The organism is Telluria sp. Soil_C_11, from assembly GCF_057657395.1.
The window spans coordinates 28383-51088 of the sequence record NZ_JBDGIN010000022.1; the positions used below are offsets into that span (position 1 = coordinate 28383).

The 22706-nt window shown below is 64.6% G+C and carries 22 protein-coding genes; 7 read left to right on the forward strand and 15 right to left on the reverse strand.

Annotation, left to right across the window (positions count from 1 at the left end):
* Window positions 1-18: 18 nt before the first annotated feature.
* A complete protein-coding gene (locus tag AC3A6M_RS22695) occupies window positions 19-270 on the reverse strand; it encodes a hypothetical protein (RefSeq protein WP_487854985.1) in 252 nt (83 codons plus the stop codon).
* A gap of 26 nt (window positions 271-296) precedes the next feature.
* Here AC3A6M_RS22695 and AC3A6M_RS22700 point away from each other — a divergent pair, with 26 nt between their 5' ends.
* A complete protein-coding gene (locus AC3A6M_RS22700; RefSeq protein WP_487854986.1) occupies window positions 297-461 on the forward strand; it encodes a hypothetical protein in 165 nt (54 codons plus the stop codon).
* A gap of 204 nt (window positions 462-665) precedes the next feature.
* Entirely contained in the window at window positions 666-2522 is a 1857-nt protein-coding gene (locus AC3A6M_RS22705; RefSeq protein WP_487854987.1) for an ABC transporter ATP-binding protein/permease, read from the forward strand.
* 4 nt (window positions 2523-2526) lie between these two features.
* Here the strand turns inward: AC3A6M_RS22705 and AC3A6M_RS22710 are convergent, their stop codons facing one another.
* Complete coding sequence (locus tag AC3A6M_RS22710) at window positions 2527-3777, reverse strand: glycoside hydrolase family 1 protein (RefSeq protein ID WP_487854988.1); 1251 nt, start codon at window positions 3775-3777, stop codon at window positions 2527-2529.
* A 248-nt stretch (window positions 3778-4025) separates the two neighbouring features.
* On the opposite strand from AC3A6M_RS22710, the gene AC3A6M_RS22715 reads away from it, so the two are divergent.
* On the forward strand, window positions 4026-4397 hold the full coding sequence (locus tag AC3A6M_RS22715; RefSeq protein ID WP_487854989.1) for a bleomycin resistance protein: 372 nt from the start codon (window positions 4026-4028) through the stop codon (window positions 4395-4397).
* A 132-nt stretch (window positions 4398-4529) separates the two neighbouring features.
* Here the strand turns inward: AC3A6M_RS22715 and AC3A6M_RS22720 are convergent, their stop codons facing one another.
* Window positions 4530-4979 carry a carboxymuconolactone decarboxylase family protein gene (locus AC3A6M_RS22720; protein ID WP_487854990.1) on the reverse strand — a complete coding sequence of 150 codons (450 nt, stop codon included), beginning with the start codon at window positions 4977-4979 and terminating at the stop codon, window positions 4530-4532.
* Between the two features lie 148 nt (window positions 4980-5127).
* Between AC3A6M_RS22720 and sigJ the strand changes: the two genes are divergently transcribed.
* Complete coding sequence (gene sigJ, locus AC3A6M_RS22725) at window positions 5128-6018, forward strand: RNA polymerase sigma factor SigJ (RefSeq protein ID WP_487854991.1); 891 nt, start codon at window positions 5128-5130, stop codon at window positions 6016-6018.
* A gap of 173 nt (window positions 6019-6191) precedes the next feature.
* On the opposite strand, the gene AC3A6M_RS22730 is transcribed toward sigJ, so the two are convergent.
* On the reverse strand, window positions 6192-7634 hold the full coding sequence (locus AC3A6M_RS22730; protein ID WP_487854992.1) for a peptide MFS transporter: 1443 nt from the start codon (window positions 7632-7634) through the stop codon (window positions 6192-6194).
* Window positions 7635-7948: 314 nt separating this feature from the next.
* Here AC3A6M_RS22730 and ppnN point away from each other — a divergent pair, with 314 nt between their 5' ends.
* The gene (gene ppnN / locus AC3A6M_RS22735) at window positions 7949-9319 is read left to right on the forward strand and encodes a nucleotide 5'-monophosphate nucleosidase PpnN (RefSeq protein ID WP_487854993.1); all 1371 of its coding nucleotides are present in this window, start codon (window positions 7949-7951) and stop codon (window positions 9317-9319) included.
* A 199-nt stretch (window positions 9320-9518) separates the two neighbouring features.
* Here the strand turns inward: ppnN and lysS are convergent, their stop codons facing one another.
* The 3 genes from lysS to prfB form a co-directional block, all read right to left on the reverse strand.
* Window positions 9519-11081, reverse strand: coding sequence for a lysine--tRNA ligase (lysS, locus tag AC3A6M_RS22740; protein ID WP_487854994.1), 1563 nt, complete (start codon window positions 11079-11081; stop codon window positions 9519-9521).
* A gap of 33 nt (window positions 11082-11114) precedes the next feature.
* A complete protein-coding gene (locus AC3A6M_RS22745) occupies window positions 11115-11792 on the reverse strand; it encodes an HAD family hydrolase (RefSeq protein WP_487854995.1) in 678 nt (225 codons plus the stop codon).
* Window positions 11792-12896, reverse strand: a protein-coding gene (prfB, locus tag AC3A6M_RS22750; RefSeq protein WP_487854996.1) for a peptide chain release factor 2 whose coding sequence is annotated in 2 segments (ribosomal slippage) — window positions 11792-12814 and window positions 12816-12896 — 1104 coding nt in all. Because the reading frame shifts where the segments join, the coding sequence is not laid out codon by codon here. Before prfB ends, AC3A6M_RS22745 begins: the two co-directional genes overlap by 1 nt.
* A 121-nt stretch (window positions 12897-13017) precedes the next feature.
* Between prfB and AC3A6M_RS22755 the strand changes: the two genes are divergently transcribed.
* Complete coding sequence (locus tag AC3A6M_RS22755) at window positions 13018-15024, forward strand: bifunctional 2',3'-cyclic-nucleotide 2'-phosphodiesterase/3'-nucleotidase (protein ID WP_487854997.1); 2007 nt, start codon at window positions 13018-13020, stop codon at window positions 15022-15024.
* 161 nt (window positions 15025-15185) lie between these two features.
* On the opposite strand, the gene AC3A6M_RS22760 is transcribed toward AC3A6M_RS22755, so the two are convergent.
* From AC3A6M_RS22760 to AC3A6M_RS22775, 4 genes are all read right to left on the reverse strand, one after another.
* Entirely contained in the window at window positions 15186-15896 is a 711-nt protein-coding gene (locus AC3A6M_RS22760; protein WP_487854998.1) for a GAF domain-containing protein, read from the reverse strand.
* A 191-nt stretch (window positions 15897-16087) separates the two neighbouring features.
* Window positions 16088-16420, reverse strand: coding sequence for a DUF2288 domain-containing protein (locus AC3A6M_RS22765; protein WP_487855021.1), 333 nt, complete (start codon window positions 16418-16420; stop codon window positions 16088-16090).
* Window positions 16421-16438: 18 nt separating this feature from the next.
* Complete coding sequence (locus AC3A6M_RS22770) at window positions 16439-17134, reverse strand: RES family NAD+ phosphorylase (protein WP_487854999.1); 696 nt, start codon at window positions 17132-17134, stop codon at window positions 16439-16441.
* On the reverse strand, window positions 17135-17572 hold the full coding sequence (locus tag AC3A6M_RS22775; protein ID WP_487855000.1) for an MbcA/ParS/Xre antitoxin family protein: 438 nt from the start codon (window positions 17570-17572) through the stop codon (window positions 17135-17137).
* A gap of 135 nt (window positions 17573-17707) precedes the next feature.
* Between AC3A6M_RS22775 and AC3A6M_RS22780 the strand changes: the two genes are divergently transcribed.
* Window positions 17708-18175: a YybH family protein gene (locus AC3A6M_RS22780; RefSeq protein WP_487855001.1), complete on the forward strand. Its 468-nt coding sequence runs from the start codon at window positions 17708-17710 to the stop codon at window positions 18173-18175.
* Between the two features lie 3 nt (window positions 18176-18178).
* Here AC3A6M_RS22780 and AC3A6M_RS22785 read toward each other — a convergent pair whose 3' ends face one another.
* The 4 genes from AC3A6M_RS22785 to AC3A6M_RS22800 all read right to left on the reverse strand — a co-directional run bounded on the left by AC3A6M_RS22785 (window position 18179) and on the right by AC3A6M_RS22800 (window position 22691).
* Window positions 18179-19399 (reverse strand): M24 family metallopeptidase, encoded by a 1221-nt coding sequence (locus tag AC3A6M_RS22785; protein ID WP_487855002.1) that lies wholly within the window; start codon window positions 19397-19399, stop codon window positions 18179-18181.
* 116 nt (window positions 19400-19515) lie between these two features.
* Window positions 19516-19914, reverse strand: a complete 399-nt coding sequence (arfB, locus tag AC3A6M_RS22790) for an alternative ribosome rescue aminoacyl-tRNA hydrolase ArfB (RefSeq protein WP_487855003.1) — start codon at window positions 19912-19914, stop codon at window positions 19516-19518.
* Window positions 19915-19917: 3 nt separating this feature from the next.
* Window positions 19918-21615 (reverse strand): single-stranded-DNA-specific exonuclease RecJ, encoded by a 1698-nt coding sequence (recJ, locus tag AC3A6M_RS22795; protein ID WP_487855004.1) that lies wholly within the window; start codon window positions 21613-21615, stop codon window positions 19918-19920.
* Window positions 21612-22691: a hypothetical protein gene (locus AC3A6M_RS22800; RefSeq protein WP_487855005.1), complete on the reverse strand. Its 1080-nt coding sequence runs from the start codon at window positions 22689-22691 to the stop codon at window positions 21612-21614. The genes recJ and AC3A6M_RS22800 overlap by 4 nt, the downstream gene beginning before the upstream one ends.
* Window positions 22692-22706 lie beyond the last annotated feature (15 nt).

Below are 22706 nucleotides of genomic sequence, written 5' to 3' on the forward strand. Positions count from 1 at the left end.
TCCGTGACGGAAGCGGTGCTACCGGACCTTCTTCAGGCTGAAAAAGCCGAGGTTCTTGCCGCCGCCCAGACCCAATGCGTAGTAATCGCCCTGGACGGCGGGCTCTTCCAGTTTCCCGCTCATGAACAGGTAGCCGTCGCACAGGACGGTCCGCCCCAGGGTCAGCCTGCCGTGCTCCAGTTTGTACGCGAGCGGTTCATGCAAGGGAAAGAAATTCTCGTCCCGGGCTGTCGCGGCGTCGACGACGATGCGCTTCCAGTCGCCACCCATGCACGACCGCGCCGTTTCATCGGTGAATGGATCGTCGCCTCGATCCTGACGCGATGTTCCAGATCCATGACCTGCAATTGCCAGGGCTTGTCCAGTTCCTGCGCCTGGCCAATCGGCATGAGGCAGCACAGCAAAGCACTGGCGATCAATTTGTTTGCGGAGAAAAGGGACATACGATTTCGCTTCAGTGAATGGGAAGGGCAAGGTAGCGGAGCAGGGAACGCGTGAAGAAAACCGAATGGTGTTGCAGGGTAGCATGCGGACGCGGATGAAAAATCCACGCTTTGTCACGGCGCCTGGCGCCCGGTGGTGCGATGCGTGCTATGTCCGTTTCCGCACCGAACCGGTTCATTCCGGCGCGTATGCTGGTTGCACTGTACTTACTGGAAGCGACCATGGCCACCTCCTTGAACAACGACGCCGCCGCCAACGACGCCCCGGCGGCACCGAAAAAACGCCGACGCGTGCCCGCCCTGTCGCTCGAGGGCTGGAAGCAATTCGTCCGCGTGGCGAAACCCTACTGGCTGGGCGACGAAAAGAAGAAGGCCTGGACCCTGCTGCTGCTGCTGATCGTGCTGATGCTGGTCGAGACCAAGGTGGCGGTGATGCTGAACAACCAGGCCGGCGAGATGACCTCGGCGCTGGCGGCCAGGGAGGGCGACCGCTTCTGGAACGCGGTGCGGGCCTGCCTGCTGACCTTGGCGGTCGCGGTCCCGGCCTATGCCTTCTACTACTACATGCGCGACGTGTTCGCGAATCACTGGCGGCGCTGGCTGACCGGCCGTTTCCTCGACGGCTACCTCACCGGCCGCAAATACTACGAGCTCGGGTCCGACCCCGAGATCGACAATCCGGACCAGCGCATCAGCGAAGACATCAACACGTTTACGGGCAGGTCGATCAACTTCCTGCTGATCTTCCTGGGGTCGGCGATGCAGCTGGTCGCCTTCAGCGCCGTGTTGTGGAAGATTTCGCACCTGCTGGTCGGGGTGCTGGCGGTGTACGCAACGGTCGGCACCGTCGGCGCGCTTTATCTGTTCGGTAATCCGCTGATCCAGCTGAATTTCTGGCAGTTGCGGCGCGAGGCGGATTTCCGCTTCAGCCTGATGCGCGTGCGCGAAAATGCCGAATCGATCGCCTTCTACCGCGGCGAGGCGCAGGAGCGTTCGCACATCGACAGCAAGTTCGACAAGGTGTTCCGCAATTACGCCGCGCTGATCAGGAAGCAGTGCGCCCTCAATTTCTTCCAGCGCACCTTCAGCCAGCTCACGCTCGTGCTGCCGGGCGTCCTGCTGGCAAGCCAGGTCCTGTCCGGCGAACTGGAAGTCGGGCGGGCGATCCAGGCGACCGGGGCATTCACCGCGGTGCTCGGCGCGGTGGGCGTCATCGTCGACAACTTCGAGAGCCTGAGCCGCTTCGTGGCGGGCATCGGCCGCCTGCAGGCCTTGTCCAACCTGGTGCTGCCGAACGCGGGGAGCAAGCCCGTCGACGCCGGCGAGGCCTCGCGCATCCAGGCCCGCGCGGGCGAACAGATCGCGCTGGAATCGTTGACCCTGCATCCGCCGCAATCCGAACGGGTCCTGATCAAGGAGCTGAGCCTGGCCCTGAAGCCGGGCGATGCGCTGCTGATCACCGGCGACAGCGGCTGCGGCAAGAGCTCGCTGTTGCGCGCGATCGCCGGCCTGTGGAACAGGGGCAGCGGCGTGATCCACCACCCGCCGCTGGAGGATTTCTTCTTCCTGCCGCAGCAGCCTTATCTGCAGCTGGGCACGCTGCGCAGCCAGCTGATCTACCCCAGCGTGGAATCGAGCCTGAGCGACGCGGAGTTGTTGGAGATCCTGGAGCAGGTGCACTTGCCGCGCCTGGCCGAACGGGTAGGCGGGCTGGACGCCGAGCAGGACTGGGAAAAGCTGCTGTCGGTCGGCGAGCAGCAGCGCCTGGCCTTCGGCCGCGTGCTGGTGCACAAGCCGCGCATCGTGATCCTGGACGAAGCGACCAGCGCGCTCGACAGCGGCAACGAAGCCTCGCTGTACGGGCGCCTGCGTGACAGCGGCGCGACCCTGATCAGCATCGCGCACCGCGCCGCCGTGCTGCGCCACCATACCCACGTGCTGCATTTGACGGGCGATGGCGGCTGGGAGGTGCATGAAGCGCGTACTTACGACTTCGACGCGCCGCTTACCGCATCGCCCGCCGGTGGCGGCGGCGTGCTGCCGGTGCCGCAAGCGCGGCCGGCGGCCGTGGCTGGATAGCGGATCAGGACCAGTTCTTGTCCGGCTTCATGTTCAGCCGGTGCGCCGCATCGATCACGTCCTGCAGCTCCACCGGGTCGCTGTACGGGTCTTCGTCCAGCCTGGTGACCCGGTTCAGCTCCTTCTGCCAGCGGCGCAATTCGTCGATGTACTCCCGGTCCGGCAGCCGCTTCAGGTCGCCGTTGTCCTCGCACACGTCGCAGATGCCGTTGTGCAGCCACTGTCCGGTATGCCAGTCCGGCATGTCGACCGCGGGGAACAGGCACACGCCCTGCAGGTCCATGCCGCGGTGCACCGCCGCCAGCGATTCGCACATCACGTCATGGAGCCAGCTGGCGCGGCCATCGCCCATGCCGCTGGTTTCGCCGATGATCATCGGCCGCCGATAGCGTTCCCACACGGTCTGCAGCATGTCGCACAGCGGCGCGATGCGGTCGTCGCCGGGCGGCAGCGCCGCATGCGGCCCGTGCTCGCGGTATTCCATCTGGCCGAAGGAATAATTGTTGGCGCCGACGATATCCAGGATCTCGGGCGAGCCGCCGAATTCGGGATGCTCGCGCCCGCAGATGATGTCCCAGGCCATGAAGGTGTCGACTTCGGTTTCAATGCGCGCCGCTTCGATCTGGTCGGGACGATCGCGCGGCGCCACCACCCGCACCAGCGGATCGATGTGGATCATGCGCGCTTCCGGATCGACTTCGCGGATCGCCTTCACGCCGGCGATCGCGGCCTTGCACAGCGCCAGCCGCAAGCGCATCCGGTCCTCGCGGCTGCAGCGGTGCGGCGCGGCCCAGGCCCATTCGCCGGCGCAGAAGGAGAAAAAGGTGATCTCGTTGATGGGCGTGAAGAAGTGCGGACCGCGCACCTTCGGACAGACATACTCCGCGGCGGCGCGGCAATAATCGGCGAAGCGCTGCGTGAAGGCGTCCGAAAACGGATCGAGGTCATCCGGGTAGCCGTAGTGGCAGAGGTCCCAGATCGGGCTGATCTTCGACGCGTTCATGGCCTCGATGAAGGGATCGATCATGGAAAAGTCGCAGCAGCCCTTGCGGTCCACCATCGGCCACGGGATGCCCTCGCGGGCCACGGCGATGCCCAGTTCGCTCAGGATCCGGTAATCCTCGGCGGCATGGCGGTCGTGCCCGGTCTCCGCGATCAGGTCGCGCCGCACGCCTTGGCCATCGCCCCAGAGGAAACTGGAGCATTCGAAACCGGACAGAAAGAATGTGGGAAATATTCCGGGACGCTTCGCCATGCAGCTCTCCTTCCTCAAGTCGAGGTCGTAGGATGCCATGAGTTCGCAGTGGCTGCGTTTTGAGGCGTGCGCCTGGCCGGTGCCGAGCCGGCTGACAGGCGAGGGGACAGTCGGGCAGCCAGGAAAGCCTGGCATACTTGCCACTTGTCATGACTGCAATAAACTCATAGACTGGGCTGGGCGTCGATGTACGGGCCCATGCCGGACACTCCCGCTGTCGCTGCCACCGCTATTAAACAGACCTCGATATGAATGAAAATACCGATCTCGCCATACCCGTGCTTCCTTGCCGTTCCGTCAGGGCGACAACGGAATTTTATCGGCGGCTGGGTTTCGAAGGGGGCGCGCACGGGTTCAACCAGGACTATGCCATTTTCAAACGCGGCGCCATCGAACTTCACTTCTTCGCCCACGCAGAGCTGGATCCAGACGCGTCCTGGGCGGGCTGCTACATTCGCGTGAGCGACGTTCGAAGCTTGTACGAAGCGAGCTTGGCCAGCGGTTTGCCCAACTCTGGCAGGCCGCGCATCTATCCGTTGGAAGACAAGCCTTGGGGCCTCAAGGAATTTGCCGTTGTCGATCTGGATGGCAATCTTCTTCGTATCGGCGAGGTCATCTAGCAAAAAGCGGAACGCATGCGGGCGACCGGCCACCTTGGGTTGGTTGCCAACGTTCGTGACACTCCGCGAGATCATCGATGCCTCTCGAGATCGGCGAGGCGCAGAACAACGATGTTCCCCGCCTAATCATTGTCAAGCCTTCGCACGCGGTTTCAAGCGGAAACTGACTCCCATGCGATTGATTGCATTCATGGCAGCGATCACGATCGTCAGTTCGACCAAGGCTTTTTCTCCGAACGCGGCCAATGCTGCCGCGTATGCCTCGTCTGACGCATGGGTTTCGCTCACGCGTGTCACCTCCTCCGTCCACGCAAGGGCTGCCTGTTCCTGGTTCGAAAACAGATAGGCGGCTTCTTCCCATACCGGCACCAGTACAATCTTATCGACGGACATCCCGTGTTTGATGAGATCGCGGGTGTGGACGTCAATACAGTGCGCGCAACCATTCAATTGAGAGGTCCTGAGGAAAACAAGGTGAATCAGTTCCGGTGCCAGGGCCGTGCCCGTCGTTGCGTAATGGTGGAGTGCTCCCAGCGCCTTGGCGCCTTCTTGCGAGACTTGAAACCAGTTTGCGCGATTCATCGTTCTACTTCCTTTCGTGCTGTTATTGGAAATGCGGTGGGCAACACCGCCCGCCGCATTCCACAAGACGTGTAGTTCCGCGTCGCTGTGACGCACCGGATGAATTCGTCACAACGACCAGGGCTGGATCGTCTAGGAAGATTTATTGATGCCCAAGGTAGCCATGGACTGCGCTGACTTGCTTGTGTTCGAAGCCCTACGCCCTCGACTTTTCTTGATTGCCTATCGCATGCTCGGGATGCGCGCCGACGCAGAGGACGTCGTCCAGGATGCATGGCTGCGCTTTTGCACGAGCGCGCATGATGAAGTCAGGTCGATCGAAGCCTGGCTGGTGACCATCACGACGCGGCTGTCGATCGATCGCTTGAGAAGCCGAAAAAACGAGCGAGAAGCCTACACCGGCTGGTGGCTTCCCGAACCTCTGGTCGAGATGGTCGAAGACACGCCCGAGACTGCCGCCGAATTGGCAAGCGATGTGTCTGTCGCCATGCTCTGGATATTGGAACGACTGACGCCGGAAGAGCGTGCCGCGTTCCTGATGCGGAAGGTATTCGACCAGGATTATGGTGACCTTGCAATCATGCTTGGCAAAAGCGAAGCCGCCTGCAGACAACTCGTTCACCGGGCGCAAGAACGGATACGTCAGGATAGTCCGCGCTTTGCGGTCTCGAAGAATATGCATCGCGTCGTCCTCGAAAAATTCATGCAAGCGGCCGCCAAGGCCGATCGCGACGCCATGAAAACACTGCTATCCGTGGATGTCGAATACAGGGCCGACGGTGGAGGAAAAGTGCCATCCCTGGACAAGGTTCTCATCGGGACAGGACGCGTGGCTGGACTTTATTGGGCAGTCGACAATGCGTTCCGTGACCGGGTCGTCTATAGGATGGCGCGCGTAAATGGCGAACCTGGGCTAATTCGTTACATCGATGGGATGGTTGAATCAGTGCAATCGTTCTGCATCGACGCCGGTACGATTTCACGCATTTACGTGGTGCGAAATCCGGACAAATTGCAAGCTACTCCTTCACTGGAGTAATACCTGCCGGGGTCAAGGCTGCCGTAGCCAGGATCAAGAACGTGGCTAAGCGAAGATGGCTTGAACCTCTGGTAAGGCCGGAAAGGAAATCCCCGTGGCGAAAACAAGAACGGCGACCCGCGGGCCGCCGTTGTCATCGAATCGGGGACGCCTGAACGACGCCCCGCCATCGATCACTTCACGCCATGCATCAGCTTCTGGATCAGCGGCGCGATCAGGAACAGCAGCACGCCCGAGCCGATCAGGGCCCAGAAGCCGAAGGTGTAGCCCGACAGCGCCGATTCCACGGTCATGCCTTTTTCGCCCGACACGATCGAGGCGAAGATGCCCGACAGGTTGTTGCCGATGCCGGTGGACAGGAACCAGCCGCCCATGCCCAGGCCGACCAGGCGGGTCGGGGCCAGCTTGGTGACCATCGACAGGCCGATCGGCGACAGGCACAGTTCACCGACGGACTGGATCACGTAGACCATGAACAGGGTCCAGAACGGGATCTTGGAATCAAGGCCGACCAGGTGCTGCAGCGCGAACATCAGCAGCAGGAAGGCCAGGCCGTTGAAGATCAGGCCCAGGCCGAACTTGCGCGGGATGGACGGGTTGGCGCGGCCCAGCGCGACCCACACGGCCGCCACGATCGGCGCGCAGACGATGATCGCGATCGAGTTCACCGACTGGAACCAGCCGACCGGGAATTCCCAGCCGCCGAAGTCGCGGCGCACGATGTTCTTCGCCAGGAAGGTGAAGGAGCTGCCGGCCTGCTCGAAGAAGCACCAGAACATGATGTTGAAGAAGAAGATGATCATCATGGCGATGGTCTTGTCGCGCGAGACCTTGCCGTTGCGGACACCTTCGACGATCAGCATCAGCGCCAGCACGATGAACAGCACCGACAGGATGCCTTGCAGCTTCTCGGCGCCGAGCTTCAGCAGGAAGTAGACGCCCGGGATCACGACCAGCGAGCCGACCACGACCCCGACCACGCGCATCGGGTTGGCCAGCGCGCCGGTGGCGGCGCCGATGCCTTTCAGGCCCTTGCGGCCGATCTGGAACCAGATCAGCGACAGGATCATGCCGATGCCGGCCGAGAAGAACACGACCTTGTAGTCGGGCACGCCGGTCTTGGCGGACATGGCGTTGGCCAGGATGCCGGTCAGGATCGGAGCCACGAAGGCGCCGCTGTTGATGCCCATGTAGAAGATGGTGAAGCCGGAGTCGCGGCGCTGGTCGCTGATGCCGTACAGCTGGCCGACCATGGCCGAGATGTTCGGCTTGAACATGCCGTTGCCGACGATGATCGTGGCGAGGCCCAGCTTGAACACGTTCGGATCGGGCACCGTGATGGCGAACAGGCCGACCGCCATGAAGGCCGCGCCGACCAGGATCGAACGCTGGTAGCCGATCACGCGGTCGGCGACGTAGCCGCCGAACACCGCGCCGGCGTAGACCAGCGCCAGGTAGGAACCGTAGGTCAGGTTGGCGTCGGCCTCGCCCACGCCGCTGCCGCCGTAGAACTGGGCGACGATGTAGAGCACCAGGGCCCAACGGATGCCGTAGAAAGCGAAACGTTCCCAGAATTCGGTCATGAACAGCATCCACAGCGGCGCTGGGTGTCCCATGATCTGTTTGAATTCCGGGGCCGCTTTCTGTTCGGCGGTAGAAGTAGCTGCACCGCTCATGCGGTTCCTCCCCAAATACGTTTTATAAGAATAGGAATGGTTGGATGGCGTGCCCGTCCTGCATGAGGGCGCAATCCAATAGCGTCGGATTGTAGTGGAAATTCTGCTCGTTAAGGCAACTTTTTCCAGCTCAACAGTATGGTGTTGCAAAGCCTGTGCAAGCGTGGGGGCAAACTACGGTAAGTTGTCGTATATTGGCGTAAAAGCCACAGAGCAAGACTGTAAGAAACACCGTAAAGAAAGGGATTGGAACCATGACGAACGACGTTGTCGATACATTGATTTCCCCGGAAGGGCGCCTCGAAGTGCTGTCGAAGGCGGAGGTGGCGAAGCTGCTCGATACCAGCCAGGGCGGCCTGTACCAGGTCTTCCGCAAATGCGCGCTGGCCGTGCTGAACTCCGGCAGTTCGATCGACGACGGCAAGGAGCTGCTCGAGCGCTACAAGGAATTCGACGTCAAGATCATCCAGCGCGAGCGCGGCATCAAGCTCGATATCCGCGGCGCGCCGGCGCACGCCTTCGTCGACGGCAAGATGATCAAGGGTATCCACGAACACCTGTTCGCGGTGCTGCGCGATATCGTGTACGTGAATTTCGAAGTGACGGACAACCCGCGCTTCGACCTGAACCGGCCGGAAGGCATCACCGACGCCGTCTTCCACATCCTGCGTAACGCCAACGTGATCCAGCCGCAGCGCAACCCGAACCTGGTGGTGTGCTGGGGCGGCCACTCGATCAACCGGGTCGAGTACAACTATTCGAAGCACGTCGGCTACCAGCTCGGCCTGCGCGAACTGGATATCTGCACCGGCTGCGGCCCGGGCGCCATGAAGGGACCGATGAAGGGCGCGACCATCGGCCACGCCAAGCAGCGCCTGCAGGGCGGGCGCTATCTCGGCATCTCGGAGCCGGGCATCATCGCCGCCGAAAGCCCGAACCCGATCGTGAACGACCTGGTGATCATGCCGGACATCGAGAAGCGCCTGGAAGCGTTCGTCCGCACCGGCCACGGCATCGTGGTGTTCCCGGGCGGCGCCGGCACCGCCGAGGAGATCCTGTACATCCTCGGCATCCTGCTGCACCCCGAGAACGCCGACATGCCGTTCCCGCTGGTGTTCACCGGCCCGGCCACAAGCAAGGAATACTTCGAGCAGATCGACGAGTTCATCGGCCTGACCCTGGGCGAGCGCGCGCAGCACCGCTACAAGATCATCGTCGACGATCCGGAAGCGGTGGCGCAGGAGATGCACACCGGGATCCGCCAGGTGCGCGAATTCCGCAAGTCGCGCAGCGACGCCTATTACTTCAACTGGGGCCTCAGGATCGACCCCGAATTCCAGCGCCCGTTCCGCCCGACCCACGAAAACATGCGCAACCTGTCGCTGCACAAGAACCAGGAGACGCACCTGCTGGCGGCCAACCTGCGCCGCGCCTTCTCGGGCGTGGTGGCTGGCAACGTGAAGGAAGAGGGCATCCGCGCGATCGAGAAGTACGGCAAGTTCGAGATCCATGGCGAGGACGAGATCATGGCGCCGATGGATAAATTGCTGCAGTCGTTCGTGGAGCAGAGCCGGATGAAGCTGCCGGGGAAAGAGTACATTCCCTGCTATCGCGTGGTTCGTTGAAGTGTGGCGGCTGCGCCGCCCGTCGCAAACGTAAAAACCGTCATTCCCGCGCAGGCGGGAATTCAAGTTTTTGTGGTCCGCCACGAACTTGGGTCCCCGCCTTCGCGGGAACGACGATTCAAGCGGTACACATATAAAAAAGCGCGAACGGTTTCCCGTTTCGCGCCTTTTTTCGTGACGCATCACGCGTCACCAGTCATCAGTCTTCCTTGCGCAGGTGCGGGAACAGCAGCACGTCGCGGATGTTCGGCGAATCGGTCAGGATCATGATCAAACGGTCGATGCCGATGCCGCAGCCGCCGGTCGGGGGCATGCCGTATTCCAGTGCGCGGATGTAGTCGGCGTCGTAGTACATTGCTTCTTCGTCGCCGGCGTCCTTGGCCGCCACCTGGGCCTGGAAGCGGGCCGCCTGGTCTTCCGGATCGTTCAGCTCCGAGAAGCCGTTGGCGATCTCGCGGCCCACCATGAACAGCTCGAAGCGCTCGGTGATGCCGGCGCGGCTGTCGGAAGCGCGCGCCAGCGGCGAGACTTCGACCGGGTAGTCGATGATGAAGGTCGGCTCCCACAGCTGGGCTTCGGCGGTTTCTTCGAACAGCGACAGCTGCAGCGCGCCCAGGCCCGAGATCACGTGCGGCTTCACGCCGAACTTCTCCAGCAGTTCCTTCTTCAGGAATTCGGCGTCGTGCAGCTGCTCGGTGGTGTAGTGCGGCGCGTACTTGTTGATCGCTTCGACGATGGTCAAGCGGTGGAAGGGCTTGCCCAGGTCGAGCTGGCGGCCGCCGTAGGTGAGGTCGGCGGTGCCGTGGGCGTCGATCGCCGCCTGGCGGATCACGGCCTCGGTGTAGTCCATCAGCCACTTGTAGTCGGTGTACGCGGCGTAGAACTCCATCATCGTGAATTCCGGATTGTGGCGGATCGATACGCCCTCGTTGCGGAAGTTACGGTTGATCTCGAACACGCGGTCGAAGCCGCCCACCACCAGGCGCTTCAGGTACAGCTCCGGCGCGATGCGCAGGAACATCTGCATGTCGAGCGCGTTGTGGTGGGTGATGAAAGGCTTGGCCGAAGCGCCGCCCGGGATCGGGTGCAGCATCGGGGTCTCGACTTCCATGAAGGCGTTGTCCTGCATGAAGCGGCGGATCGACGCGATCGCGGCGGTGCGCGCCTTGAAGGTGCGGCGCGTCTCTTCGTTCATGATCAGGTCGACGTAGCGCTGGCGGTACTTCGTTTCCTGGTCCGCCAGGCCGTGGAACTTGTCCGGCAGCGGGCGCAGCGACTTGGCCAGCAGGCGCAGGCTGGTGACCTTGACGGTCAGTTCGTCGACCTTGGTCTTGAACAGCGTGCCTTCCACGCCCAGGATGTCGCCCAGGTCGTAGTGGCGGAAGGCTTCCATCGCTTCCTCGCCGGTGTTGTCCAGGGTGACGTAGATCTGGATGCGGCCGTCGGCGCGCAGGCCGGAGGAATCCTGCAGGGTGGCGAAGGCGGCCTTCTTGCCGGCTTCGCGCTTGAGCATCATGCGGCCGGCCAGCACCACCTGCTGCGGCTCGGCTTCGAGCTGCTCGCGGGTCCAGCCGCCGTAGGTCTCGGCCAGGTCGGCGGTCTTGTGCCGCGGGACGAAATCGTTCGGGAAGGCCACGCCTTTTTCGCGGATCGCGGCCAGCTTGGCGCGGCGCTCGGCGATGATCTTGTTGTCTTCCGCGGCCAGGTTGTTGCCGGCTTCTTGTGCGCTCTGTGCGCCTTGTTCTTGGTTGTCGGTGCTCATATCAGGTATCTCTAGGTTTGGGTCACAGGCGCGTTACAGGGGCTGGGAAGCGAGGGAAGCGAGCAGCGCGTCGACGTCCAGCTCGTCGTAATCGGCGACGATCCGGACCACGTTGTCGAATTCCGCGAAGGCGTCGGCGGGCAGGGTGGAGGTGATCACCACCGCGCGCATGCCGGCGCGGCGGGCCGCTTCCACGCCCAGCGGCGCGTCTTCGAACACGATGCACTCAAGCGGATCGGCACCCAGCTGTTCGGCGGCCTTCAGGAACACGTCCGGATGCGGCTTGCCCTGCTTGACGTCGGCCGCGCCGACCACCGCCGCGAAGTGGCGGCGCAGGTCCAGTTCATCGAGCGTGAACACGATGTTCTTCGGCGGCGCCGAGGTCGCGACCGCCAAGGCCACGCCGCGCTCGTCGGCCGCGGTCACGAAGGCATCGAAGCCCTGGATCGCGCGGCGGTGCGGGCCGTACATCTCACGGTACAGCGCATCCTTTTCGGCGGCCAGTTCGAGGATCTCCGCGTCCGTGACGTCCGCGCCCAGGCGCTCGCGCAGGATCTCGCGGCCCTGCGCGCCCGCGGTCTCGCGGAAGAAGGCTTCGGCCTCGTACTCCTTGCCGCGGCGCGCGAAGAACTCGAGCCAGGATTTCGTGTGGAAGGCCATGTTGTCGACGATGGTGCCGTCCATGTCGAAGATGAAGGCGGGCCCGCTCATCAGACGCCTTGCTTCAGCGAGGCCGAAATGAACTCGTCGAGGTCGCCGTCCAGCACGTTCTTGGTGTTGCCGGTCTCGAAGCCGGTACGCAGGTCCTTGATGCGCGACTGGTCGAGCACGTAGGAACGGATCTGGTGGCCCCAGCCGACGTCGGTCTTCGAATCTTCCAGCTTCTGCTGCTCGGCCATGCGCTTGCGCATCTCCAGTTCGAACAGCTTGGCGCGCAGCATGTCGAAGGCTTCGGCCTTGTTGCGGTGCTGCGAGCGGTCGTTCTGGCACTGCACCACGATGCCCGACGGGGCGTGCGTCAGGCGCACCGCGGAGTCGGTCTTGTTGATGTGCTGGCCGCCGGCGCCGGAGGCGCGGTAGGTGTCGATGCGCACGTCCGCCGGGTTGATCTCGATCTCGAAGGACTCGTCGACTTCCGGATACACGAACAGCGAGGTGAACGAGGTGTGGCGGCCGTTGGCCGAGTCGAATGGCGACTTGCGGACCAGGCGGTGCACGCCGGTCTCGGTGCGCAGGTGGCCGTAGGCGTACTCGCCCTCGACCTTGATCGTGGCGGTCTTGATGCCCGCGACCTCGCCCTCGGAAATCTCGAGCACTTCGGCCTTGAAGCCCTTGCGTTCGCAATAGCGCAGGTACTGGCGCATCAGCATCGAGGCCCAGTCCTGGGCTTCGGTGCCGCCGGCGCCGGCCTGGATGTCGATGAAGCAGTTCGCATGGTCCATCGGATTGCTGAACATCCGGCGGAACTCCATCTGCTCGATGACCTTCCTGATCGCTTCGGCATCGCCTTCGACGGACTCGATGGTGTCGTCATCGCCTTCTTCGCGGCCCATCTCGAACAGGTCGCGCGAGTCGTTCAGGTCGGCCCTGGCCTTTTCCAGGGTCAGGACGACGCCTTCCAGCGCCTTCTTTTCCTTGCCGAGTTCGAGCGCCCGTTTCTGGTCGTTCCAGACGGTCGGGTCTTCCAGCTCCTGGTTGACCTGTTCTAGTTTCTCCGACTTCCGATCGAAGTCAAAGATACCTCCGAAGTTCGGCTTCACGGCTGCTCAGGTCGTTCAGCAGGGCGGAAAGGGCATTGATGCGTTCAGCTTCCATGGTCGGTGACGTATTTTTAGTAGGTTGAATCGAACCGGAGATTATACCGCAGCCGGCGCCGCAGGCGCGCGTTGGGATGCTTTCCTTGCCCATCGGCAGGGGGCTGACTTATCATGGGATCATGAAATACCGTTTCCGCCGCCCGCTCTGCCTCGTCCTTTCCACCGTCATCCTGTCCGCGCCCGCCCTGGCCGCCAGGCCGAAGGCCGGCGCCAGCGCCGAGCTGGCCGTGCTGGAAACCACCGACCTGCACTCGGCGGTGGTTGGTTACGACTACTTCAAGCTGGCGGCCGATCCCTCGCTGGGCCTGGACCGTACCGCCTCGCTGATTGCCCAGGCGCGGCGCGACTTCCCGAACACGCTGCTGTTCGATAACGGCGACACCATCCAGGGCAATGCGCTGGGCGATTACCAGGCCACCGTCGAGCCGCTGCGCTGCGGCCAGCTGCTCGGCATCTATAAAGCGATGCAGAAGATCGGCTACGACGGCATCGGCATCGGCAACCACGACTTCAATTTCGGCCTGGCCTACCTCGGCCAGGTGACCGGCCAGCGCCTGCAGGTCGAGGGCGTGCCCGACCGGCGCTGCGCCGGGCCGGGCTTCCCGGTGGTGCTGGCCAACGTCTACAGCATGAAGACGAACAAGCCGCTGTTCGCGCCCTACCGCATCCTGGACAAGCGCATCCGGGCCGTCGACGCGCAAGGCCGGCCGTTCGAGGCCAGCGTCAAGGTCGGCATCATCGGCTTCACCCCGCCCGCCATCCTGAACTGGGACCGCCGCTGGCTGGAAGGGAAGATCTATACCGAGGGCCTGGTCGAAACCGCGAAGCGCTACCTGCCCGAGATGCGCGCGAAAGGGGCGGAACTGGTGGTGGCGATCTCGCACGGCGGCCTGGACGACAGCCCGTATTCGCCGACGATGGAGAACGGTAATTACTACCTGGCCCAGGTCGGCGGCATCGACGCGCTGCTGCTGGGTCATTCGCACCAGCCCTTCCCGAACCCGTCCAGCACCGTCGCCCAGTTCAACCTGCCGCACGTCGATAAGGTGAAGGGCAGGGTGTTCGGCGTGCCCACCGTGATGGCCAATTTGTGGGGCAAGAACCTGGGCGTGGTGCGCCTGCAGCTGCGCTACGACGGCAAGCGCTGGCATGCCGACCGGGATGCCGCGATCGTCGAGAACCGCAGCACCCAGCAGCCGGACAAGCAGTACGTGGCGGCCGACGCGCAGGTGATGGAGCTGGTGCGCGCCGAGCACGACGCCACGATCCGCTACGTCAGGACCCCGATCGGCAGCGCCGACTTCCGCATGTCGACCTATTTCGCCGACGTCGGCGACGTCTCCGCGATCCAGGTCGTGAACCAGGCCCAGGCCGACTATGTGCGGCGCTACGTGGCCGCCAACCTGCCGCAGTATGCGAAGCTGCCGGTGCTGTCGGTGTCGGCGCCCTTCAAGAGCGGCTCGGCCGGCGTGGCCGACTACACCGACGTCGCCGCCGGCGACCTGGCGCTCAACAACGCCGCCGACCTCTACCTGTACCCGAATGCGCTGGCGGTGGTGAAGGTCGACGGCGCCGGTTTGAAAGCCTGGCTGGAGAAGGCGGCGGGCCGCTTCAACACCATCGACCCGGACCGGACCGCGCCGCAGGAACTGGTGAATACCGGCTTTGCCGGCTACAACTTCGACACCATCACGTCATCGGAACTGGGCTACGAGATCGACCTGACCCGGCCGCCGGGCCAGCGCATCAGGAACCTGCAGTTGCGCGGCGCGCCGCTCGCGCCGGGCCAGGAATTCCTGGTCGCGACGAACAATTACCGCGCCAGCGGCGGCGGCAATTTCCCGGGCCTGGACGGCAGCCGCACCGTGCTGGCCTCGCCCGATGCCAGCCGCGACGTGCTGATCGCCTACATCAAGGAAGCGAAGCGCCTGAGCCGCGCGGCCAACGGCGCCCAGCGCAGCTGGCGCTTCACGAAGGTGCAGACCAAGGGGCCGGTGGTGTTCCATTCGGCGCCGGGCAAGCTGGAACTGGCGCGCGCGGCCGGGCTGGAGAATGTGTCGCAGCTGGCTGCGGACGATGGGCAGGGGAAGGGATTTGCGCTGTATGCGGTGGATCTGGCGAGATAAGCACCCGTCGTCCCCGCGCCCTTAACTCGTCGTCCCCGCGCAGGCGGGGACCCAGGCTTGTCCGCATTAACGTGGTGCCTGCAGAACTTGGATCCCCGCCTGCGCGGGGACGACGGACTTACCTGCGCGGAGGCCGGCGCGCCGTTTGCACGCCGCGCCAATCAGAAGCGATTCAGCCGGCTGGCCTGGATCTCGGAAGACGCGATCGCCGCCAGGTCGAGCAGGCCCTGGACTTCGGCGGCGCGCAGGCGGCGCGGTTCGCGGTCGATCACGCACAGGGTGCCCAGCGTCTGGCCCGAGCGGTCGCGCAGCGGCACGCCGGCATAGAAACGGATGTGCGGCTCCTGCTGGACCAGCGGATTGTTGCGGAAGCGCTCATCGTCGAGGGCGTCTTCGACCACGAACAGCTCATCCTGCATCACGGCGTGCGAGCAGAAGGCCCAGTCGCGCGGGGTTTCGCGCGGTTCCAGCCCGACCCTGGCCTTGAACCACTGGCGGGTCGAGGTCAGCAGCGAAATCAGCGCGATCGGCGAACCGGTCACCATGCTGGCCAGGCGCACGATGCGGTCGAAGCGGGCTTCCTCTTCCGTGTCGACCAGGCCGCTGGCGCCGACGGCCGCGAGGCGGCTGCGTTCGTCGTCCCGCACCGGATAGTTCGGATCGGCCACAGGCAGGAATTCCTTGTCATTGCTGGCCGCGGGACGCAGATGGGCGTTGTCGTCCTTCCCGTGCAGGAGTCCCTGGACCAGGCTCAAGCGGGTGCGGCGATGCCCACCCGGCGTCTTCCAGGATTCGATCGCGCCGCTTTCCATCCAGATCTGCACCGTGCTGGTGGCAACGCCCAGCAGGCGTGCGACCTCGCTCGTGGTCATGACTGGATCGTCCGTCGTGGTATTGCTGTGCATAAACTTCCTCGAATCCCGTTAGCATAACGGATTCATTTCGCCGACATGCTCGTTGTCCAAATTAATTAGAAGTTGGAATGTACTTTCCAATCTGCAATAGATTATATCAATTTGACGGGCAATGCACTCACATTCGGCAATGATGCACGATCATCTTATCAGTGAAGGGTGTCGTTTGGCGCTGCTTTGTCGGGCTGGACGAGTACGAAGGGGCTGACGACCGAGGCCCACAGGCGCGCATCGCTGGCTTGCCAGGCCTGTGCCTGGGCGTCCGACACCTTCGCCACCCTGCCTTCGCGCATCCAGCGCGCGATCGGTTCCTTGTCGTCGTGGGCGATGCGCAGCGCCACCTCGACCAGGTCGAGTTCCTGGCTTACATAGATCACCACGCCGTGGGCGAAATGGCGCTCCAGCTCGGACCAGTGGATGCGGGCGGTCTCGCGGTTGATCTTGTCGTGCAGTTCGGTGTCTTTCAATGGATCGGTTTTCATGTTCATGCTGTCGAATCTTCAGAAGGCGTCGACGGTGGGCGTCGGCGAGCCCGCCCATGTTAACCGATACGCCTGTCCCTTGCGGACATTCCCGACCAGCGCGGGGCGGAAGCAGGCCAGGTTGGTGCCCGCGGGACGGCGCACGCTGGGGTAGATGATGCCCATCGAGCCGGCCTCCAGCAGTTCGGCCGCCAGGCGCTGGGAGGCGATGTAGCTGCCGGGATCGAGGCAGTCGCGCCAGGCATCCGTGCCGCGCAGGTCGTGGAAGCCGGCGCTGAAGTCGGCCAGCAGGGCCTGGTAGCTGACGCTGTCGTCGAAGCGGCCGATTTCCTGGTATTCGACGGTCTTGTGGAAGCTGACCTCGGCCAGCGCGGTCTCGAGCTCGAAGGCGCAGTACCAGGCGCCGCGTTCGCCGTCGTTGAAGCGGCTGCCTTCCGGGCGCGCGTAGGTGTAGGCGGCGTTGATCATGCGGAAGTTCGGCAGGCCGAACACCAGTTCGTCCACGCCGATCCCGGGCAGGAGGCCGGATTCGCCGCGCAGGCGGTCGTTGGTGGCGTTGTCCAGGTCGAACAGGTCGCGCAGCACGGCATCGCTTTCCGCCAGCGGCGCCAGCACCGAGTCTTCGGCATCGGCGAAGCGGGAAGGGATCAGGCGGACGGTGTCGAACTGGCGCAGCAGGGTCAGCCCAGGCAAGGCTTTCCGTACCGGCTTCACTCACAGCCCTCCGCGGCGGGCGTCGAGCAGGCGGCGCACGGTCTGCATGGCGAGCAGGCCGCCGGCCAGCATGAAGGCGAGCGGGGCGCGGCCGTTGAAGACCGGATTGCTGTTCGGGAGGTGCACCCACTCGTCGGCCAGCTTGTCGCCGTACAGGATGTGCAGCGCCTTGTAGATGCCGAGCAGGTAGGAGATGCGGGTGATGCGGTCGACTTCCAGCACCCGGCCCGGGTTCTTCTTCCACTCGTAGAACGCGGACGATGAGACGCCGCCCAGCAGCTCGCGCGCATCCTCGTCGCGCACCTGCCAGGCGCTGGCCAGCTGGAAGAAGCCTTTCAGCGCGGAGCTGGACAGGCGTTCGCGCTGGGCCTTGTCGTTCAGGTCGACCAGCACGTCGGGTTCGAAACGGCTTTTCGGGTAAGCGTAGGCGAGACTCATAGGAATTCTCCGGATATGGAGTATTTATACTCCGCTTCCGGACCTGCTGCAAGCAGCTTGTGCAAAATGTATTGCCATGACAAAATTGCACGCTTATTCATCTTCGATTTCCTTGCTTCTCAACGTGGAGGACGCATGCGTCTGCTGTCGATTGGGGTTTTGTGCATCAGCATGTTCATGCTGGCCTTCGCCAGCGCGGCGCGGCCATCGAATGCCGAGCTGAAGAAGCAGGTCACGGAGGCCGAGCGCGCCTTCGCGGCGACCATGAAGGCGCGCGACCACGCGGCCTTTACCGGTTTCCTGTCCGACGAAGCGGTGTTCTTTGCCGGGCCGGGCAGCGTCCTGCGCGGACGCACGGCCGTCGCCGAGGCCTGGCGCAAGTACTACGACGGCGCGCAGGCGCCATTCTCGTGGGAGCCGGAAGAGGTCGAAGTGGTCGAATCCGGCACCCTGGCCTACAGCGGCGGCCCGGTCTACGACGCCAGCGGCAAGAAGGTCGGGCGCTTCAATTCGATCTGGCGGCTGGAAGCGCCCGGGCGGTGGAAGATCGTGTTCGACCGGGGCGAGCAGCCGTGCCCGTGCAAGGACAAGGTCGGCGAGTAGGCGTCAGTCGGCGTCGAACGGCTGCTCCAGGCTCTTCGCCGGCCGGGTGAACCACTTTGGCCCGGACGCCGTCATGTAGAAGTGGTCTTCCAGGCGCACGCCGAATTCGCCCGGCACGCAGATCATCGGCTCGTTCGAGAAGCACATGCCCGGCGCGAGTAGCCGGCGCTCTCCGCCCACCAGGTAGGGGCCTTCGTGGATGTCGAGGCCGATGCCGTGGCCGGTCCGGTGCGGCAGTCCGGGCAGCTTGTAGCCAGGGCCGAATCCGTTTGCTTCGAGCGAGCGCCGGGCGGCCTTGTCCACCTCTTCGCAGGGAACGCCGGGTTGGGCGGCGTCGAAGGCCGCCTGCTGCGCCTGCTTTTCGGCATTCCACACGAATTGCTGGCGTTCGGAAGCCTCGCCGAACACATAGGTGCGGGTGATGTCGGAAATATAGTTGTGGACTTTGCAGCCGGTATCGATCAGCACGGTATCGCCGCGCTTCAGGGTCTGGACGTAATTGACGCCGTGCGGATAGGACGTCGCTTCGCCGAACAGCACGATACAAAAATACGAACCGCTCGCGCCGACCTTCCTGTGGGCGAGCTGGATGAACGCTTCGACTTCGGCGGTGGTGATCCCCTCATGCAGGATCGACGCAGCGGCACGGTGGACGGCCATCGTCATGTCCATCGCACACTGGATCAGGGCAATTTCCGCATCGGATTTGCACATGCGGCAGGATGAGGTCAGGGCATACGCGTTTTCCAGGATATAGCCCGGCGTCGCTGCGCGGATCGCATCGAACATCAGCAGGGGCGTGCTTTCGTCGATGAAGAGTTTTGGCGGCTTGTCGCTGCTGCCCTCGACACCCAGCTTTTCCAGGACGTCGCGCAGCAGGGCGGCCGGGTTTTCATGCTCGTCCCAGCAGTGGATCTCGCCGGCAACCACCATGAACTTCCGGATCGTGCCTTCCTCGAAGGCGGGTGCGATGTACGCCAGCTGGCCCACCGCCGGCAGGACGGCGCCGACCAGGCGTTCGCTCGGGCTCCACCTGGTGCCGGAAAAATAGGTGAGGTTGCTGCCCGCGTCGAGATAGACCGCGGCGATGCCATGCGATTGCATGAAGTCCTGGGCGCGCTGGATGCGGGCCAGGTGTTCATCCACGGTGATTGGCACCGCGCGGCCGGTCATGTTGTCGAGTGTGTCGAGCGCTTGCTGCCGGGTGTTGCCACCAATACCCATTCGTCCTCCTGATGTGTTATTAGTCAAACCGGGGTCAGACTCCGGTTTTTGGAAATGTCTTCTGAGCTGTTGCCTGATTTTGGAGTCTGACCCCGGTTTGATGCTGATCAGGCGGGTTATTCGTTGACCTTGCCCCGCAACGCCTTGATCTGCCCGCTGCGCGTCTTCGCCTCCAGCCGCCGCCGCTGCGAGCCGCGGGTGGGCTTCGTCGGCCGCCGCACGACCGGCGCCACGGCCGCCCGGTCGACCAGTTCCTGCAGCCGCCGCAGCGCATCTTCCTTGTTCGCTTCCAGGCTGCGCGACTGCTGGGCCTTCAGCACGACCACGCCGTCCTCGGTGATGCGGCTGTCGCGCAGCGCCAGCAGGCGCTCCTTGACGGCCGCCGGCAGCGAGGAGGCGGCGACGTCGAAGCGCGCGTGCACGGCGCAGGAGACCTTGTTGACGTTCTGCCCGCCCGGACCCTGGGCGCGGATCGCGCTGAACTCGACCTCCTGCGGATCGATCGTGACCGCCATGACTCAGGCGGGTTCGGCGTGCTCGACAAGCAGCTGCACCTTGGTGACGCCGTTGTACTCGTTGGCGTCGAGCCGGAACGCCACGCGCGCGCGCTCGCCCAGGGAGGCCGTGTTGCCGAACCAGATCGCATCGTAGCGCCGGCCGTTCCGCTCCAGCAGCAGCTTCAGGTGCTTCTCTTTCAGGATGCGCTGGCTGACCACGCGGAACTCGTCGCAGAACACGGGCGGTGCGAAGCCCTGGCCCCAGACCTGGCCGTCCAGCAGCTCGATGAACTGCACCGTGTAGAAATCGTCTTCCAGCGGGCCGTCGGTCTCGACCACGCGCTCGAGCTGGGCCTCGCTCAGCCACGCGCGTCCGACCGCCTCGAAGGCGTCGCGGAAGGTGTCGAAGTGCTCGAGCCGGATCGACAGGCCGGCCGCCATCGCGTGGCCGCCGAACTTGTCGATCAGGCCGGGCACGCGCTTCGACACCAGGTCGAGCGCATCGCGCAGGTGGAAGCCGGCGATCGAGCGGCCCGACCCCTTGATCCAGCCGTCGCCGGCCGGCGCGAAGGTGATGGTCGGGCGGTAGAATTTCTCTTTCAGGCGCGAGGCGACGATGCCGATCACGCCCTGGTGCCAGCCGTCGTCGAACACGGCGATGGTGCTGGCGTCCTGCGGATTGAAGTCGTCGAGGTGCAGCAGGGCGGTGTCCTGCATCTCGGCCTCGATTTCGCGGCGCTTCAGGTTGATCTCGTTGAGCTGCTGGGCGATCTCCCAGGCGCGGCCCTCGTCGTCGGTGACCAGGCACTCGATCCCGAGCGACATGTCTTCCAGCCGGCCGGCGGCGTTCAGGCGCGGGCCGAGGGCGAAGCCGAGGTCGAACGGCGAGGCGCAGCGCGCTTCGCGGCCCGCCACGCGGAACAGCGCCGCGATCCCGGCATGCATCCGCCCGGCGCGCATGCGCTTCAGGCCTTGCGCCACCAGGATGCGGTTGTTGGTGTCGAGTTTCACGACGTCGGCCACCGTGCCGAGCGCCACCAGGTCGAGCAGCGAGTCCAGTTTCGGCTGCGAGGCGGCGTCGAACACGCCGCGCTTGCGCAGTTCCGCGCGCAGGGCCAGCAGCACGTAGAACACGACCCCGACCCCGGCCAGGTGCTTGCTGGGGAAGCCGCACGCGGGCTGGTTCGGATTCACGATCACGCGCGCATCCGGCAGGGCGTCGCCCGGCAGGTGGTGGTCGGTGACCACGACTTCGATGCCGCGTTCGCGCGCCGCCTCGACGCCGTCGATGCTGGCGATGCCGTTGTCGACCGTGATGATGATGTCGGGCGACTTCTCGCGCGCCGTCAGCGCGACGATTTCCGGGGTCAGGCCGTAGCCATACTCGAAACGGTTCGGCACGATGTAGTCGACCTTCGCGCCCATCGCGCGCAGGCCGCGCAGGGCGGTCGCGCAGGCGGTGGCGCCGTCGCAGTCGTAGTCGGCGACGATCGTCATCTTCTTGCCGGCCGCGATCGCGTCGGCCAGGTAGACGGCCGCGGCGTCGATCTGCATCAGGGCGCCCGGCGCCAGCAGGGCCTGCAGTTCGCTGGCCAGCTCGCGCGGGTCGGACAGGCCGCGCGCGGCGTACACGCGGGCCAGGACGGGATGGATGCCGCCCTGGCGCAGCAGCTCGGTCTGTCGGCTCGGGCAGGGACGGGTGGCGATGCGGGTCTTCAAGTCAGGCGTTCCAGGGTCGGACGGCGCCAGAATTTGCGCTGGGCCATCGGTGTTTTGGTGATTTCCAGGTGCCCGTCGCGGTGGCTCAGCACCAGCTTCAGGGTCTTGATGCGGCCTGCCTTCAGGGCCGCCAGCAGGGGCGTGAACAGGGTCTGTTCGAGGGCCTGCATTTCCTGCAGCCAGGCGTGCCAGTCGGCCGCGATGGCTGGCGCCGCGACGTTGCCGCATACGAACAGGCGGCCGCCTTCGGCTTCGTTGCCGGTGTCGCTCAGCAGGCCGGCGATGCCGTCCAGGCTGTTCAGGCGGCGCTCGGCCAGGGCCGTCAGCCAGCCCGGCGCGGCATAGGTGGCGATGCTGGGCGCGGGCGCCAGCTTGCCGGCGGCGCGTGCCACCAGCTGTTGCGCGTGCTCGGCGGCCACGCTGGCGGCGCCCCAGGGCCAAATCGCGTTGACCGGCGCCTGGCCGCGGCTTTCGCGCGCCGCGTTCACCGGATGGGTGTACCAGCTGACCTGCACCTCGTTTTGCAGCTTGCGGTAGGCGCGGGCCTGGGCGCCGGTCGGGACCCAGTCGGTCAGGTTCATGCCGACCGCGGCGTCCGGGCTGGCGGTCTGGATGCCGTCCCAGCCGTCGGCGCGCAGGAACCAGGTGTCGGGAGCGCCGTACTGCAGCGCGTGGCCGGCATCCTCGCAGCAGGCGCGGGCGCTCTCGAACAGGGCCCGGCCTTCGTCTTCGCGCAGGTCGAGCTGGCGCGTGTCGCCCATCATCAGGTGCGAACTGGCGATCTGGATGTGGGCCGGATTCACCACGAACCAGGTGCCGTCGCCCGGGTCGAGGCCGTAGCCGCGCATGCTGCTGGCGGCAATGCCGGGGGCGACGCCATTGGCCAGGCCGAGCGTACGGGCGATCCAGAGCTCGTGCGGCAGCACGCGCGCGGTCGGCTCCAGCGGGTACAGCGCCGCGCTCGAGGTGCGCGACAACAGCGCCGCCAGCGCCGGGGCCTGCAGGGCGCGGACCAGGTCGGGGGCGAATTCAGGAACGGGGAGGGCGAACGGCAGGACGAGCGAAATATGGGCCATGCCGGTATTGTAGGC

Coding starts and splice junctions, on each gene's coding strand:
- AC3A6M_RS22700 (WP_487854986.1), top strand. CDS start 297: ATGGATCGTCGCCTCGATCCTGACGCGATGTTCCAGATCCATGACCTG.
- AC3A6M_RS22760 (WP_487854998.1), bottom strand. CDS start 15,896: ATGACCACGAGCGAGGTCGCACGCCTGCTGGGCGTTGCCACCAGCACG.
- AC3A6M_RS22720 (WP_487854990.1), bottom strand. CDS start 4,979: ATGAATCGCGCAAACTGGTTTCAAGTCTCGCAAGAAGGCGCCAAGGCG.
- AC3A6M_RS22745 (WP_487854995.1), bottom strand. CDS start 11,792: ATGAGCGGGCCCGCCTTCATCTTCGACATGGACGGCACCATCGTCGAC.
- arfB (WP_487855003.1), bottom strand. CDS start 19,914: ATGGCGGTCACGATCGATCCGCAGGAGGTCGAGTTCAGCGCGATCCGC.
- sigJ (WP_487854991.1), top strand. CDS start 5,128: ATGCCCAAGGTAGCCATGGACTGCGCTGACTTGCTTGTGTTCGAAGCC.
- AC3A6M_RS22730 (WP_487854992.1), bottom strand. CDS start 7,634: ATGGGACACCCAGCGCCGCTGTGGATGCTGTTCATGACCGAATTCTGG.
- AC3A6M_RS22695 (WP_487854985.1), bottom strand. CDS start 270: ATGGGTGGCGACTGGAAGCGCATCGTCGTCGACGCCGCGACAGCCCGG.
- AC3A6M_RS22755 (WP_487854997.1), top strand. CDS start 13,018: ATGAAATACCGTTTCCGCCGCCCGCTCTGCCTCGTCCTTTCCACCGTC.
- AC3A6M_RS22780 (WP_487855001.1), top strand. CDS start 17,708: ATGCGTCTGCTGTCGATTGGGGTTTTGTGCATCAGCATGTTCATGCTG.
- ppnN (WP_487854993.1), top strand. CDS start 7,949: ATGACGAACGACGTTGTCGATACATTGATTTCCCCGGAAGGGCGCCTC.
- AC3A6M_RS22775 (WP_487855000.1), bottom strand. CDS start 17,572: ATGAGTCTCGCCTACGCTTACCCGAAAAGCCGTTTCGAACCCGACGTG.
- AC3A6M_RS22785 (WP_487855002.1), bottom strand. CDS start 19,399: ATGGGTATTGGTGGCAACACCCGGCAGCAAGCGCTCGACACACTCGAC.
- AC3A6M_RS22715 (WP_487854989.1), top strand. CDS start 4,026: ATGAATGAAAATACCGATCTCGCCATACCCGTGCTTCCTTGCCGTTCC.
- AC3A6M_RS22705 (WP_487854987.1), top strand. CDS start 666: ATGGCCACCTCCTTGAACAACGACGCCGCCGCCAACGACGCCCCGGCG.
- lysS (WP_487854994.1), bottom strand. CDS start 11,081: ATGAGCACCGACAACCAAGAACAAGGCGCACAGAGCGCACAAGAAGCC.
- AC3A6M_RS22765 (WP_487855021.1), bottom strand. CDS start 16,420: ATGAAAACCGATCCATTGAAAGACACCGAACTGCACGACAAGATCAAC.
- AC3A6M_RS22710 (WP_487854988.1), bottom strand. CDS start 3,777: ATGGCGAAGCGTCCCGGAATATTTCCCACATTCTTTCTGTCCGGTTTC.
- AC3A6M_RS22800 (WP_487855005.1), bottom strand. CDS start 22,691: ATGGCCCATATTTCGCTCGTCCTGCCGTTCGCCCTCCCCGTTCCTGAA.